Origin of the sequence: Pantoea sp. CTOTU50773, from assembly GCF_032082325.1 — a bacterium.
GTDB lineage: Bacteria > Pseudomonadota > Gammaproteobacteria > Enterobacterales > Enterobacteriaceae > Pantoea > Pantoea communis.
In genome coordinates this window covers 1-13,610 of record NZ_DAMDQC010000116.1, presented here as the reverse complement: position 1 = coordinate 13,610, position 13,610 = coordinate 1, and the positions used below count along the sequence as shown (strand labels likewise).

The 13,610-nt window shown below is 55.4% G+C and carries 13 protein-coding genes and 1 pseudogene; 13 read left to right on the top strand and 1 reads right to left on the bottom strand.

Features of this window, described 5'->3' with window-relative positions:
• From RT340_RS16590 to hisP, 10 genes and pseudogenes are all read left to right on the top strand, one after another.
• Positions 1-206: pseudogene (locus RT340_RS16590) on the top strand (acetyl-CoA carboxylase carboxyl transferase subunit beta); the annotation flags it as partial.
• A 189-nt stretch (positions 207-395) separates the two neighbouring features.
• Positions 396-1,664, top strand: coding sequence for a bifunctional tetrahydrofolate synthase/dihydrofolate synthase (folC, locus tag RT340_RS16585; RefSeq protein WP_211728253.1), 1,269 nt, complete (start codon positions 396-398; stop codon positions 1,662-1,664).
• A complete protein-coding gene (dedD, locus tag RT340_RS16580; protein WP_313377203.1) occupies positions 1,654-2,409 on the top strand; it encodes a cell division protein DedD in 756 nt (251 codons plus the stop codon). The genes folC and dedD overlap by 11 nt, the downstream gene beginning before the upstream one ends.
• A 250-nt stretch (positions 2,410-2,659) precedes the next feature.
• On the top strand, positions 2,660-3,145 hold the full coding sequence (cvpA, locus tag RT340_RS16575; RefSeq protein ID WP_034825265.1) for a colicin V production protein: 486 nt from the start codon (positions 2,660-2,662) through the stop codon (positions 3,143-3,145).
• A gap of 36 nt (positions 3,146-3,181) precedes the next feature.
• Positions 3,182-4,699 carry an amidophosphoribosyltransferase gene (purF, locus tag RT340_RS16570; protein ID WP_034825114.1) on the top strand — a complete coding sequence of 506 codons (1,518 nt, stop codon included), beginning with the start codon at positions 3,182-3,184 and terminating at the stop codon, positions 4,697-4,699.
• Positions 4,700-4,814: 115 nt separating this feature from the next.
• Positions 4,815-5,384 (top strand): UbiX family flavin prenyltransferase, encoded by a 570-nt coding sequence (locus tag RT340_RS16565; protein ID WP_038645698.1) that lies wholly within the window; start codon positions 4,815-4,817, stop codon positions 5,382-5,384.
• A gap of 275 nt (positions 5,385-5,659) precedes the next feature.
• Positions 5,660-6,442: a lysine/arginine/ornithine ABC transporter substrate-binding protein ArgT gene (gene argT / locus RT340_RS16560; RefSeq protein ID WP_034825110.1), complete on the top strand. Its 783-nt coding sequence runs from the start codon at positions 5,660-5,662 to the stop codon at positions 6,440-6,442.
• Positions 6,443-6,634: 192 nt separating this feature from the next.
• The gene (locus tag RT340_RS16555) at positions 6,635-7,321 is read left to right on the top strand and encodes a histidine ABC transporter permease HisQ (RefSeq protein ID WP_038645701.1); all 687 of its coding nucleotides are present in this window, start codon (positions 6,635-6,637) and stop codon (positions 7,319-7,321) included.
• Entirely contained in the window at positions 7,318-8,034 is a 717-nt protein-coding gene (locus RT340_RS16550; RefSeq protein ID WP_034825106.1) for an ABC transporter permease, read from the top strand. The genes RT340_RS16555 and RT340_RS16550 overlap by 4 nt, the downstream gene beginning before the upstream one ends.
• 8 nt (positions 8,035-8,042) lie before the next feature.
• Entirely contained in the window at positions 8,043-8,816 is a 774-nt protein-coding gene (hisP, locus tag RT340_RS16545; protein ID WP_038645703.1) for a histidine ABC transporter ATP-binding protein HisP, read from the top strand.
• A gap of 141 nt (positions 8,817-8,957) precedes the next feature.
• Here the strand turns inward: hisP and RT340_RS16540 are convergent, their stop codons facing one another.
• Positions 8,958-9,905 carry a sugar-binding transcriptional regulator gene (locus RT340_RS16540; RefSeq protein ID WP_160833453.1) on the bottom strand — a complete coding sequence of 316 codons (948 nt, stop codon included), beginning with the start codon at positions 9,903-9,905 and terminating at the stop codon, positions 8,958-8,960.
• A 194-nt stretch (positions 9,906-10,099) separates the two neighbouring features.
• Here RT340_RS16540 and dalD point away from each other — a divergent pair, with 194 nt between their 5' ends.
• The 3 genes from dalD to RT340_RS16525 all read left to right on the top strand — a co-directional run.
• Positions 10,100-11,488, top strand: a complete 1,389-nt coding sequence (gene dalD, locus RT340_RS16535) for a D-arabinitol 4-dehydrogenase (protein WP_211728251.1) — start codon at positions 10,100-10,102, stop codon at positions 11,486-11,488.
• 2 nt (positions 11,489-11,490) lie between these two features.
• Entirely contained in the window at positions 11,491-12,960 is a 1,470-nt protein-coding gene (gene xylB, locus RT340_RS16530; RefSeq protein WP_160833455.1) for a xylulokinase, read from the top strand.
• Positions 12,961-12,987: 27 nt separating this feature from the next.
• A partial coding sequence (locus tag RT340_RS16525) for an MFS transporter (protein WP_313377197.1) occupies positions 12,988-13,610 on the top strand: 623 nt, incomplete at its 3' end.

Genomic DNA, 13,610 nt, shown 5'->3' with positions numbered 1-13,610 from the left:
TCGAGCAGACCGTACGTGAGAAACTGCCGCCGGGCTTCCAGCGCAGTGAGTTCCTGATCGAAAAAGGCGCGATCGACATGATCATCCGTCGTCCGGAAATGCGCTTTAAGCTGGCCAGCCTGCTGGCGAAAATGATGAACCTGCCAGCGCCGCTGCAGGATGGTGATCAGCCTTCTACGGCTGTGCCAGAGAGCAACGAGGCCTGACAGGCAACGAAAAGCGGTGGTTAAACGCTTTTCACCAATGAACCGTAAACACCCAGTCATTCGAGTTGCAGCAAGGCGGCAAACGAATGAAGCCCCGGCAGCTTACCCAGTAAGGGATCGGGGGTGATTGAGTGCAGCCCACGCCGCTGCGGCTTGAATGACGATGTGTAAGATGAGTAAACGGGACACATGGACACTCTGCAGCTTCCTCAAGCCACGTCGCCTTTGGCCACGTGGCTTCATTATCTTGAACACCTGCATTCACAGGCCATCGAATTGGGCCTGGATCGTATTCAACGCGTCGCCGCACGCCTTGATCTGCTAAAACCCGCTCCGTTTATCTTCACCGTTGCCGGTACCAATGGCAAAGGCACCACCTGCCGCACGCTGGAAACGCTGTTGATGGCCGCAGGCTATCGCGTGGGCGTGTACAGCTCGCCGCATCTGGTGCGCTACACCGAACGCGTGCGCGTGCAGGGCTCCGAGCTGGATGAAGCGCTGCACAGCGCCAGTTTCGCCAGTATTGAAGCTGGACGCGGTGACATTTCACTCACCTACTTTGAATTCGGCACCCTCTCTGCACTGAATCTGTTCCGTGAGGCCAATCTTGATGTGGTGATCCTCGAAGTGGGTCTTGGCGGACGTCTTGATGCCACCAATATCGTCGATGCGGATGTGGCGGTGATCACCAGCATCGCGCTCGATCACACCGATTGGCTGGGGCCGGATCGCGAAAGCATTGGTCGCGAAAAAGCCGGCGTGTTCCGTGGTGGCAAACCTGCAGTCGTCGGTGAAGCCGATATGCCGCACACCATCGCCGAAGTCGCGGCGGAGAAGGGCGCGCAGCTGCTGCAAATCAACCGTGACTGGCAGTGGCAGAAGCAGGAAAACAGCTGGTCACTGCAGGACGAGCATGGCGAACTACGCGATCTGCCGTTGCCGCAGGTGCCGTTGCCCAATGCGGCAACGGCACTGACCGCGCTGCGCGCATCAGGACTCAACGTCAGCGAAGCGGTGATCCGCGAACATTTGCCCTTAGCGATTCTGCCTGGGCGCTTCCAGACGGTGAGTGAAAGCCCGCGCGTGATTCTCGATGTGGCGCATAATCCGCATGCGGCGCATTATCTGGCTTCACGTCTGGCGGAGTTGCCGAAAAGCGGTAAAGTGCATGCAGTGGTCGGCATGTTGCATGACAAGGACATCGCGGGGACGCTGGCCGCGCTGGCACCGCAGGTGGATCGCTGGTTCTGTGCACCGCTTGACGGTCCGCGTGGCGCCACCGCCGATGAGCTGATCGCCCACCTTGAAGGTGGCAATGCGTATGATAACGTCGATGCAGCATGGCAGGCCGCGCGTCAGCAAGCCGCGCCTGAGGATGTGATTCTGGTGTGTGGTTCTTTCCACACCGTTGCACAGGTTATGGAATCGATGTCAGCGGAGAATGGCAGTGGCAAGTAAGTTTCAAAATCGCTTAGTCGGTACCGTCATTTTGGTGGCGATTGGCGTCATCGTGCTGCCGGGGCTGCTCGACGGCAAGAAAAAGCATTACAAAGAAGAGTTCGCAGCGATTCCGCTGGTGCCAAAGCCGGACGATCAGCAGGATAGCGAAATGGTGCCGCCGGTGACGCAACCGCTCCCGGCGCAGCCGCCGGAAGGGGCGAGCACGGCGCAAACCTCGGATAACGGTAAAGCCAGCAGCTCGGCCAGCAATGGCAATGCGCAACCGGTGCAGAACAGCGAGCCTACGCTGGTGACACCGCCGCCGGTGCATCAGCAGACGAAGCCGGTTGAGCAGCCGAAGCCAAAAGTGGTCGAGCAGCCCAAACCTAAGCCGGTTGAACAGCCGAAGCCAAAACCGGTCGAACAACCGAAGCCCAAAGTGGTAGAACAACCGAAACCGGTTGAGCAGCCAAAAGTGGTCGAAACACCGAAACAGAGTGAACCGGAAGCGGTTCCTGCGGGGCAGGCGTTTGTGGTTCAGCTGGGTGCGCTAAAGAATGCGGCCAAGGTCAGTGAGATTGTGGCGCAACTGCGTCTGTCAGGATATCGTGCCTTTACCGTGCCATCCACGCCGGTGCAGGGACAAATCACGCGCATTTATGTGGGGCCGGATGCCTCAAAAGCGAAGCTGCAGAGTTCGCTGAGTGAGCTACAAAGCATCTCCGGGCTCGGTGGCGTGGTGAAACCGTACGGCACGCGTTAATGCTGTGATAAGCCGCGCCGATAGCAGTAAAAGGCGCGGTATAGCACAAGCGGTTAAGCGAAATGTTGTCGTAAAGCTGTTTTATATCAGTGGGTTAAATTGCTGATTTTACTCAGGGCGAGGAAAGTTTTTTTCATCGCCCTTTTTATGGATACAGAACCGGAAAACCCTACGCAAACGTTTTCTTTTTCTGTTAGAATGCGCCCCGAACTGGATGCAGGGGTGCATAAGCACTGGGTTGGAAGCGTTCATGATCTGGATTGATTACGTCATTATTGCGGTAGTTGGTTTTTCGGCTCTGGTCAGCCTGATTCGTGGGTTTGTCCGGGAAGCCTTATCTCTCGTTACCTGGGGATGCGCGTTTTTTGTCGCCAGTCATTACTACACCTACCTTGCAGTCTGGTTTACAGGTTTTGACGACGAACTGGTTCGCAACGGCATCGCGATAGCGGTGTTATTCGTTGCCACTCTGATTGTGGGTGCCATCGTGAACTATGTGATCGGCTCGCTGGTGGAAAAAACCGGCTTGTCGGGAACCGACAGGGTGTTGGGGGTCTGTTTCGGGGCGTTGCGTGGCGTGCTGATTGTTTCCGCTATGCTCTTCTTCCTCGATACATTCACCGGCTTTTCCAAAAGCCCGGACTGGCAACAGTCGCAACTCATTCCCCAGTTCAGTTACATCATCAGGTGGTTTTTCGATTACCTGAAAAGCACGTCCAGTTTTATACCCCGGTAACGCCACCGGGAGTGCGGCCAATGAGGAAATGACAACATGTGCGGTATTGTTGGTATCACCGGTTTTATGCCAGTAAACCAGTCGATCTATGACGCGTTAACGGTGCTGCAGCACCGCGGGCAAGATGCCGCCGGCATTTGTACCATCGATGCGCTTAACTGCTTCCGTCTGCGTAAAGCGAATGGCCTGGTGAGCGATGTCTTCGAAGCACGCCACATGCAGCGTTTGCAGGGTAATATCGGGATTGGCCATGTTCGCTATCCAACCGCGGGCAGTTCCAGCGCTTCTGAAGCGCAGCCTTTCTACGTAAACTCCCCGTATGGCATCACGCTGGCGCACAACGGCAACCTGACCAACGCGCACGAACTGCGTAAGCATCTGTTCGAAGTGGGTCGCCGTCACGTTAACACCACCTCTGATTCTGAAATCCTGCTGAACATCTTTGCGCAGGAGCTCGACCGTTTCCAGCATGACCCGCTGGAAGCTGACAACATTTTTGCTGCGGTAGCGGCAGTGCACCAACAGGTGCGCGGCGCTTACGCAGTGGTTTCGATGATTATTGGCCATGGCTTAGTTGCGTTCCGCGATCCAAACGGGATTCGCCCATTAGTGCTGGGTAAACGCGTGATTGCTGATGGTCGCACCGAATATATGGTGGCGTCAGAAAGCGTGGCACTGGATACTTTAGGCTTCGAGTTCATCCGCGATGTGGCGCCTGGTGAAGCGGTGTACATCACCGAGCAGGGACAACTCTCCACGCGCCAGTGTGCTGAGAATCCCAAAACCAACCCTTGCCTGTTCGAATACGTCTACTTTGCGCGTCCAGACTCCTTCCTTGATAAGGTGTCGGTCTACAGCGCACGTGTGCGTATGGGCACCAAACTCGGTCAGAAAATTGCCCGCGAATGGGAAGATCTGGATATCGATGTGGTGATTCCTATCCCGGAAACCTCCACGGATGCCGCGCTGGAAATCGCCCGTATTCTCGACAAGCCATATCGTCAGGGCTTCGTGAAAAACCGCTATGTGGGCCGCACCTTTATCATGCCAGGCCAGCATATGCGTCGTAGCGCGATTCGCCGCAAACTGAACGCCAACCGTGCTGAGTTCCGTGATAAGAACGTGCTACTGGTTGACGACTCCATCGTGCGTGGCACCACGTCTGAGCAGATCATTGAAATGGCGCGCGAAGCCGGTGCAAAACGTGTTTACCTGGCGTCTGCCGCGCCGGAAATTCGTTTCCCGAACGTCTACGGTATCGATATGCCGAGCGCTACCGAACTGATCGCACATGGTCGTGAAGTGGAAGAAATTCGTCAGCTGATCAAAGCCGATGCGCTGATCTTCCAGGACCTCGATGATCTGATCGAAGCAGTACGTGAAGAGAACCCGGATATCGCACAGTTTGAGTGCTCGGTATTCAACGGCGTTTACGTCACCAAAGATGTCGACCAGCAGTACCTCGAGTATTTGCAGTCACTGCGTAATGACGATGCGAAAGCGATTCAGCGTCAGAACGAAGTGGAAGGTCTGGAGCTGCATAACGAAGGCTAACCGCCTCATGGTGCTCATCTTTAACAGGGCGGGGGAGACTCCGCCCTGTTTGTTTTTGTATTTTTGCTCAGTGAGCGGCTATCATTGCCGCAATCTGAACGGGCAGGGCTGAATAATGAAACGACTGATCATTGGTATTTCCGGCGCCAGTGGCGCGATATACGGCGTGCGATTGTTGCAAGTGCTGCAACCTTTGGCCGATGTGGAAACCCATTTGGTGATCAGTCCGGCTGCGCGTCAGACGTTATCGCTGGAAACGGATTACAGCCTGCGTGATGTGCAAGCACTGGCTGATGTGGTGCATGACGTACGTGATATCGCTGCCAGCATCTCATCAGGTTCCTTCAAGACACTTGGCATGGTGATTTTACCCTGTTCAATGAAAACCCTTTCCGGCATCGTGCACAGCTACAGTGATAGTTTGCTGACGCGCGCCGCCGATGTGGTGCTGAAGGAGCAGCGTAAACTGGTCCTGTGCGTGCGCGAAACGCCGCTGCATCTTGGGCATTTACGCATGATGACCACGGCCGCGGAATTAGGCGCACTGATCATGCCGCCGGTGCCCGCTTTTTATCACCGCCCACAAAAAATTGAAGATCTGGTCGATCAAACTGTCAATCGCGTCATTGATCAATTCGATATTGAGCTGCCGCAAGACCTGTTTACCCGTTGGCATGGCGCATAATGGTGCAATTTTGCACTAACTGTGTGCAATTTCGCGTGCCCGATCACTCTTCGTGCATCTTGTGCACCAAAAGTTAACAATGTCGCTTTTTCTTCCTCACGTCGCTGTTATATTTCCCTCACAAACTAAGTGCTTGCGCCCCTGAAGGGCGCGGTATTTAGTGCGCCTGAGCACGCTTTCGCCGTTTTGCATAACTGGCATGAAACCTGCAAATCATTCAGCGCAAACACACATCACGACCATATAACAATAAGCACTTCACTTGAGGGTTACCTATGAAAAAGCGAGTTCTGGCTCTTTCCCTGATGCTGGCCATGTCCAGCGCTGCGAGCGTGTTCGCTGCGGTACCAAAAACGCTGCGCATCGGGACTGACCCGACATACCCGCCGTTTGAATCCAAGAATGCACAAGGCCAGTTAGTCGGCTTTGACATCGATCTGGCGAACGAAATCTGTAAGCGTATCGAGACCAAATGTACTTATGTGGAAAGTGATTTTGATGCACTGATCCCGTCGCTGAAAGCGAAGAAGATCGACGCTATCATCTCTTCTCTCTCCATCACCGAGAAACGTCAGGAAGAGATCGCCTTCTCTGAAAAACTTTACGCCGCCAATGCGCGTTTAGTGGCGAAGAAAGGTTCCAGCCTGCAACCGACCATCGAATCGCTGAAAGGTAAAAACATTGGTTTGCTGCAGGGCACCACTCAGGAAACCTACGCCAACGAAAACTGGCGTCCTAAGGGTGTCACTGTAACGCCATACGCCAACCAGGATCTGGTGTATCAGGATCTGGATGCAGGTCGTATCGATGCGGCTTTCCAGGATGAAGTGCAGGCGAGCGAGGGCTTCCTAAAACAGCCAGTGGGCAAAAACTATGCGTTTGCCGGTCCAGCGGTTAAAGATGACAAAATCTTTGGTGTCGGTACTGGTATGGGCTTGCGCAAAGACGATGCCGATCTGAAAGCAGCCATCGACAAAGCGTTCGATGCCATGCGTAAAGATGGCACCTACGACAAGATTGCGAAGAAGTACTTTGATTTCAACGTGTACGGCGATTAATTGTCCTGTTTTCTGACCTTGATGATTGATTTGCAGCAGGGTTGGTCATAACTATTCACTCCGGGCGCTTACTTATGTAAACTCCCGGGGTTCATACGCTTGCCGCCATCTACCCTGTGATTCAAATCCTGGTCAGGACTGTCCGTTAGTTGGGCAGCGTTTGTTATTTTCCCTCACGACAGGATCGAACCCATGCTGTATGGCTATTCTGAAGTAATCCTAAAAGGCACCCTGGTGACCCTTGAGCTGGCACTCAGCTCCGTGGTGCTTGCCTTAGTGCTTGGCTTAATGGGCGCTGGCGCCAAACTCTCTCGCAGTCGCCTGCTGGTGATGATTGCTGAAGGCTACACCACCTTAATCCGCGGTGTACCTGATCTGGTTTTGATGTTGCTGATCTTCTACGGTCTGCAAATCGCTCTCAATACGGTCACTGATGCGCTGGGCATGGCGCAGTTTGATATCGATCCGATGGTGGCCGGTATCATCACACTTGGCTTCATCTATGGTGCCTATTTCACTGAAACCTTCCGGGGTGCTTTCCTCGCTGTGCCAAAAGGGCAGATTGAAGCGGCTACCGCTTTCGGTTTCACCGGTTCGCAAACTTTCCGTCGTATTTTGTTCCCGGCGATGATGCGTTTTGCGTTACCAGGTATTGGCAATAACTGGCAGGTGATTCTCAAAGCCACAGCGCTGGTGTCGCTGCTGGGGCTGGAAGACGTGGTGAAAGCCACGCAGCTGGCGGGTAAAAGTACCTGGCAGCCGTTCTACTTCGCGATCGTCGCGGGGGTGATTTATCTGGTGTTTACCACGCTGTCGAACGGCGTGCTGTGGTGGCTTGAACGCCGCTACACGGTGGGTGTGAAAAGGGCAGAGCTATGATCGATATTATTCAGGAGTATTGGAAACAGCTGCTCTGGACAGATGGTTACCGTTTTACCGGCGTCGCCATTACGTTGTGGTTGTTGATTCTTTCCGTGGTGATCGGTGGTTGTATGGCGGTGTTGCTGGCGATTGCGCGTGTATCGCCAAATCGTTATATCTCAACGCCCGTCTGGCTGTTCACCTATGTCTTCCGTGGTACGCCGCTGTATGTCCAGCTGCTGGTGTTCTATTCCGGCATGTATACGCTGGAAGTGGTGAAAGGATCGGAGCTGCTGAATGCCTTCTTCCGCAGCGGCCTGAACTGTACGCTGCTGGCCTTTACGCTGAACACCTGCGCTTACACCACCGAAATTTTTGCCGGGGCCATTCGCGCGGTTCCCCATGGCGAAATTGAAGCGGCACGCGCTTACGGTTTCTCCCCGTTTAAAATGTATCGCTGCATCATACTACCGTCGGCGCTGCGTACCGCGCTGCCAGCCTACAGTAATGAAGTGATCCTAATGCTGCACTCCACCGCGCTGGCATTTACTGCCACGGTGCCAGATCTGTTGAAAATCGCGCGTGATATTAACTCGGCGACCTACCAGCCGTTTACCGCGTTTGGCATCGCTGCGGTGCTGTATCTGATTATCTCTTACGTGCTGATTAGCCTGTTCCGCAAGGCGGAACGCCGCTTCCTGGCGCACGTGAAACCTTCTTCATCGCATTGAGTATCACTATGGCTGACAACAAATTAAGCGTTACCGAACTGCACAAGCGTTACGGTGAACATGAAGTTTTGAAAGGCGTATCACTGCAGGCGAACGCCGGCGATGTGATCAGCATTATTGGCTCGTCCGGTTCCGGGAAAAGTACCTTCTTACGCTGCATTAACTTCCTCGAAAAGCCGAGCGAAGGCACCATTTCGGTTAACAACGAGCAAATCAATCTGGTGCGCGATACCGATGGACAGCTGAAAGTGTCCAACAAAGAGCAGCTGCGTTCACTGCGCACTCGTCTGACCATGGTGTTCCAGCACTTTAATTTGTGGAGCCATATGACGGTGCTGGATAACGTCACCGAAGCGCCAATCCAGGTGCTGGGGCTGAGCAAAGCCGAAGCGCGTGAGCGTGCGATTAAATATCTGGATAAAGTCGGCATTGATGAGCGTGCGCGTGCTAAATATCCGGTGCATCTTTCGGGCGGTCAGCAGCAGCGTGTGTCCATTGCCCGCGCCCTGGCGATGGAGCCGGAAGTGCTGTTATTTGATGAACCGACTTCTGCGCTCGATCCCGAGTTAGTCGGCGAAGTGCTGCGCATCATGCAGAAACTGGCTGAAGAGGGTAAAACCATGGTGGTGGTGACGCATGAGATGGAGTTTGCTCGTCATGTTTCCAATCACGTGATTTTCCTGCATCAGGGCAAGATTGAAGAGCAGGGCTCGCCAGATGAGCTTTTCGGCAACCCGAAAAGCCCACGTTTGCAGCAGTTCCTGTCGGGATCGCTGAAGTAAATTTTGCACGATGGTTAAGGCGATGGAAGCGGGGGCAGAGGAGTAAAGCGTCCCGCGCCAGGGATGGCGCGGGCTGAGGCCCAGGGATGGTTTATGCCGTCTTTACGATCTGCCCCCGATTCCTGAGCAGGCGCTGAAAACTCACTCTCGCAGTAACCTCAGCGCCGTATCTTCATCGGTTACCAGTCCCGATACCCAGCCGCCCTGCAATGCAGCCCGAATCGCCGGATACTTCCGCTCGCTGCCGGAAAAACCAATAATCTTGCGCTGTGTCTGGCTCTCCAGCAATACGCTGGTCAGTAGCTCATCGGTTTCGCCCCACACGCGCTCACCTTGCTGATTGAAAAAGTGACCGAGCATTTCGCCCACCACGCCGCGTGCATTCAGTGCCTCAACCTGTGCATCGGTGATAAATCCTTCGGCATTTAACGGACAACCCGGCATCACTTCCCCAATCCCCACAAAAGCCACGTCCGCCTGCAATGCGCGATCGGTGACGCGCTGATACACCTGATGCTGCACCCACATCGCTTTATCCTGTGGTGTGTCGGCGTACAGCGGCGCAGGAATGAAGAAATATTTGCCCTGCATCTTTTCGGCCATTTTCAACGGCACATCGTAGCGTGTACCGGAATCATCGCGTGCAATCGCCCCAATCATCGAAACGCACTGATGCTGCGGACGATCCACCCAAGGCAATGCATCGATCATTGAGCGTAGAGTCTTGCCCGAACCAATGCCAAACACCTGCGGCGTTTCCTCATTGATGAACTGTGACATCACCGCCGCGCCTTCCACCGCCAGCATTTGTTGAATGGCGTCATCATTCAGATTGGCCGATGGCACCACGCGGCACAGATCCAGACCAAATTTCTCCTGCACCTCGCGCGCCAGCTGCAAACAGTGGGTGACGGGATGATCGATTTTTACGCTCACCATGCCCATCTCGCGTGCGCTGGAGACCAGACGCTGCGCAACCTGACGTGACAATCCCAATGCCTGCGCAATCTCTTGCTGCGTGACGCCTGCAACGTAGTACATCCACGCGGCACGTGCGGCCAGCTCCTGCTTTTTCTCTTCTCTGCTCATCACGCTGTTCCGTCAAAACTGATGCGACATCTTAGCGCGTGTTTTACGAAAAGCACTAACTGAGCAAAAGCCCAAAAAAAGAGCAAATGTATTATTTGTGATAAGGCTCGCAGAACGATCCTCGCCACGCACACTATGCTACCTGTCATCGGGCAAATGCCCTGTCTTGTGGCAAATGTTTAATTGAGGCGATTATGACCAATCAATCAGTGTGGATGCACATCGGCGCGGGATCTTTCCATCGGGCACATCAGGCGTGGTATCTGCATAAACTGCGCGAGCAGGGAGATGAAAGCTGGGGCATCGCGCTCGGTAATATCCGCAATGACGCAGTGCCGTTGCTCAATCAGCTCGCGGCGCAGAATGGCGAATATGTGCTGGAAACCGTGACGCCAGAAGGTGAGCGCGATTACGAAACCATCACCTCGCTGCGCAAAATCTTGCCGTGGGACAGTGAAATTAGCGCGCTGGTTGAGCAGGGGGCCAATCCGCAAACCCGTGTAATTGGCTTTACCGTGACTGAAGCGGGCTACTACCTGACACCTGAATTTAAATTGGATCTCAATCAGGCAGACGTGAAGGCCGATCTGGGTGGCGACATCCGCACTATTTATGGCGCACTCAGCCGCATCCTGACAGCGCGTGTTGCACAAGGTGGCGCGCCGGTCACACTGCTGAACTGTGACAACCTGCGCCACAACGGTGAGCGTTTCCGTGAGGGATTCCTCGCCTTCCTTGCCGCCAAAGGCGATACCGCGCTGGCAGATTGGGTGCGCACGCAGACCACTTCACCGAATACCATGGTCGATCGCATCACACCGCGCCCTACGCCGGATGTGGCGGAGCGCGTGCAAGCCGCAACCGGCAAACAGGATGGGGCAGCGGTGATGGCAGAGTCCTTTATTCAGTGGGTGATTGAAGATGACTTTATTGCCGGGCGTCCGGCGCTGGAAAAGGTCGGCGTTGAGCTGGTGGAGTCGGTGCTGCCGTGGGAAGAAGCGAAAATCCGCATCCTCAATGCGACGCATGCCGCGATTGCCTGGGCGGGCACGCTGATTGGCTTGAACTATATCGATGACAGCACACGTCATCCGGCGATTTATCAACTGGCGCACGACTACGTCACTCAGGATGTCATTCCCTCTCTGTCGCCCAGCCCGCTTGATTTAGCCGATTACCGCGACGTGGTGCTGGCCCGCTTTAGCAACCCATACATCAAAGACACCAACCAGCGCGTGGGCGCTGATGGCCTGTCCAAAATTCCCGGCATGGTGACGCCAACCCTGCAACAGTGCTACCAGCGCGGTGCGCAACCCAGTGCAACAGCGGTGATTCCGGCACTGTTCTTCCTGTTTATGCAGCGCTGGGCCAATGACGATCTGCCGTATTCCTATCAGGATGGTGCGCTACAGGCCGATGCGCTGCGTAACCAGTTCGCCAGTGCCGATCCGCTGAAGGCCTTCCTGAGTGATAGCGCGCTGTTTGCCGAATTGGCCAACGACAAGGCGTTTCATGCGCTGGTGACGCACCGTGTCGCAAGTTTGCAACAGTGGCTGAAACAGCCAGAACTGGCGGCGGTGTAATCATGTATCTCGGCATTGATATCGGTACGTCAGAGCTTAAAGCGCTGATCATCAACGCGTATGGTGAGATTGTGGCGTCACAGCATGCCACGCTCACTGTGCAGCGCCCACATCCCCACTGGGCAGAACAGGATCCCGAACGCTGGTGGCAAGCCTGCACTGAGGTGCTGGCGGCATTGCGTCAGCAATCTCCTGATGCGTGGGCTGCTATCCGTGCCATCGGCTTATCCGGCCAGATGCACGGGGCCGTGCTGCTGGATGCGGATGGCAAGGTTTTGCGTCCGTGCATCTTGTGGAACGACACGCGCAGTGCGCCACAGTGTGAGGTGCTGCGTAAATGCTATCCGCAGATGATGGCGATCAGCGGCAACATGATCATGCCCGGCTTCACCGCGCCGAAACTGCGCTGGGTGGCGGAACATGAGCCGGAGATCTTCAGCCGCATCGATAAGGTCCTGCTGCCGAAAGATTATCTGCGCTGGCGTCTTACCGGGCACTTTGTCAGCGAGCCTTCGGATGCTGCCGGTACGCTATGGCTGGATGTGGCACAGCGTGACTGGTCTGAAGAACTGCTGGCCATCACCGGACTGACGCGCGCGCAGATGCCTGAACTGGTGGAAGGCAGCGCGGTGAGTGGCCGTGTGCAATCGGCACTGGCGAGTGAGTGGGGTCTATCCACCTCGGTTACGGTGGCGGGTGGTGGCGGTGACAATGCCGCATCGGCGGTCGGCGTGGGTGCAGTGAATACGGGGGATGCTTTTATCTCATTGGGCACTTCCGGTGTGATTTTCGTTGTGAACGATCGCCTGCAAGCCGACCCTCAATCCGGCGTGCATGCCTTCTGCCATGCGCTACCGGGTCGCTGGCATCAAATGAGTGTGATGCTGAGTGCCGCCAGTTGCCTGCGCTGGTTGTGTAATCTGCTGTCGGTTAGCGAAAGCCAGTTGATGGAGGAGATGGCACAGCTCAGCGATGAACAACTGCGGAGTGCCCCGATATTCCTGCCTTACCTGTCAGGTGAGCGCACGCCGCATAACGATCCTGATGCCTCCGGTTCTTTCTTCAATCTTCGCCACGAAACACCGCGTGCTTTGCTGGGCTATGCGGTGATCGAAGGTGTGGCATTTGGGCTGGCGGATGGGCTGGCGGTGCTCGGGGATGCCCAGCACCACATTCAGCAATGCAGCCTGACCGGCGGTGGAGCACGCAGCACGCTGTGGGCACAGCTGATTGCCGACGTGTTGCAACTGCCCATCGTCACCCATCCGGCCAGCGCATCCGGTGCGCTGGGCGCCGCACGACTGGCATGGCTGGGCGATGGCGGTAATGAGCAAGAGGTCTGCCTGAAACCACTGGTGCAGGCACGATATCAACCGGATGCCACGCGCGGTGCGGTGCTGCAAAAGCGGCTGCGTCTGTTCCGCGAACTCTACATCCAACAACAACAGGTGCGCAGCTTGCTGCCTGCATAACGGCTTACCGAATAGAAGGTGATGGTGATGCAATCGAACGAATACTGGTTTGGCTTACCGAAAAAGATGTTTTGGGGCTTCCTCGCTATCGCGATTTTCATGGCGGGTGATGGCTTTGAAATGGCGTTTCTGTCGCGCCATATCACCGACATGGGCTTTACACCTGCGCAATCTGCGGTGGTGTTTACTTTCTATGGTTTAGCGGCGGCGCTGGCGGCCTGGGCGTCGGGCGTGGTGGCTGAGCTGATCACCCCGCAGCGCGCCATGATGATTGGCTTTGTGCTGTGGATCGTGATGCATGCGCTGTTTATGTCGCTGGGGCTTGGTCTGCGCAACTATCCGCTGATGGTGCTGTTCTACGGTATCCGCGGGCTGGCTTATCCGCTGTTTATCTACTCGTTCATGATGATGCTGGTGCAGGTCTTGCCACGTGAGAAACTGGCAGCAGCTACCGGCTGGTTCTGGGCAATGTATTCCGTCGGCATCGGCGTGGTCGGCAGCTATTTGCCAAGCCTGACCATTCCGATGCTGGGGGAAACCGGGACGCTGTGGCTGGCGATTATCTGGGTGGCCTGTGGTGGAATTCTGGCGTACTTCAGTCTGCGCAACGTGCCGGTGGATCGCTCACGTGTGAATTTGCCGATGCGTGA

What these genes read in the sequence shown, in the direction of transcription:
- folC (WP_211728253.1), top strand. Translation starts at nt 396, where the DNA reads ATGGACACTCTGCAGCTTCCTCAAGCCACGTCGCCTTTGGCCACGTGG.
- cvpA (WP_034825265.1), top strand. Translation starts at nt 2,660, where the DNA reads ATGATCTGGATTGATTACGTCATTATTGCGGTAGTTGGTTTTTCGGCT.
- purF (WP_034825114.1), top strand. Translation starts at nt 3,182, where the DNA reads ATGTGCGGTATTGTTGGTATCACCGGTTTTATGCCAGTAAACCAGTCG.
- RT340_RS16565 (WP_038645698.1), top strand. Translation starts at nt 4,815, where the DNA reads ATGAAACGACTGATCATTGGTATTTCCGGCGCCAGTGGCGCGATATAC.
- argT (WP_034825110.1), top strand. Translation starts at nt 5,660, where the DNA reads ATGAAAAAGCGAGTTCTGGCTCTTTCCCTGATGCTGGCCATGTCCAGC.
- RT340_RS16555 (WP_038645701.1), top strand. Translation starts at nt 6,635, where the DNA reads ATGCTGTATGGCTATTCTGAAGTAATCCTAAAAGGCACCCTGGTGACC.
- RT340_RS16550 (WP_034825106.1), top strand. Translation starts at nt 7,318, where the DNA reads ATGATCGATATTATTCAGGAGTATTGGAAACAGCTGCTCTGGACAGAT.
- hisP (WP_038645703.1), top strand. Translation starts at nt 8,043, where the DNA reads ATGGCTGACAACAAATTAAGCGTTACCGAACTGCACAAGCGTTACGGT.
- RT340_RS16540 (WP_160833453.1), bottom strand. Translation starts at nt 9,905, where the DNA reads ATGAGCAGAGAAGAGAAAAAGCAGGAGCTGGCCGCACGTGCCGCGTGG.
- dalD (WP_211728251.1), top strand. Translation starts at nt 10,100, where the DNA reads ATGACCAATCAATCAGTGTGGATGCACATCGGCGCGGGATCTTTCCAT.
- xylB (WP_160833455.1), top strand. Translation starts at nt 11,491, where the DNA reads ATGTATCTCGGCATTGATATCGGTACGTCAGAGCTTAAAGCGCTGATC.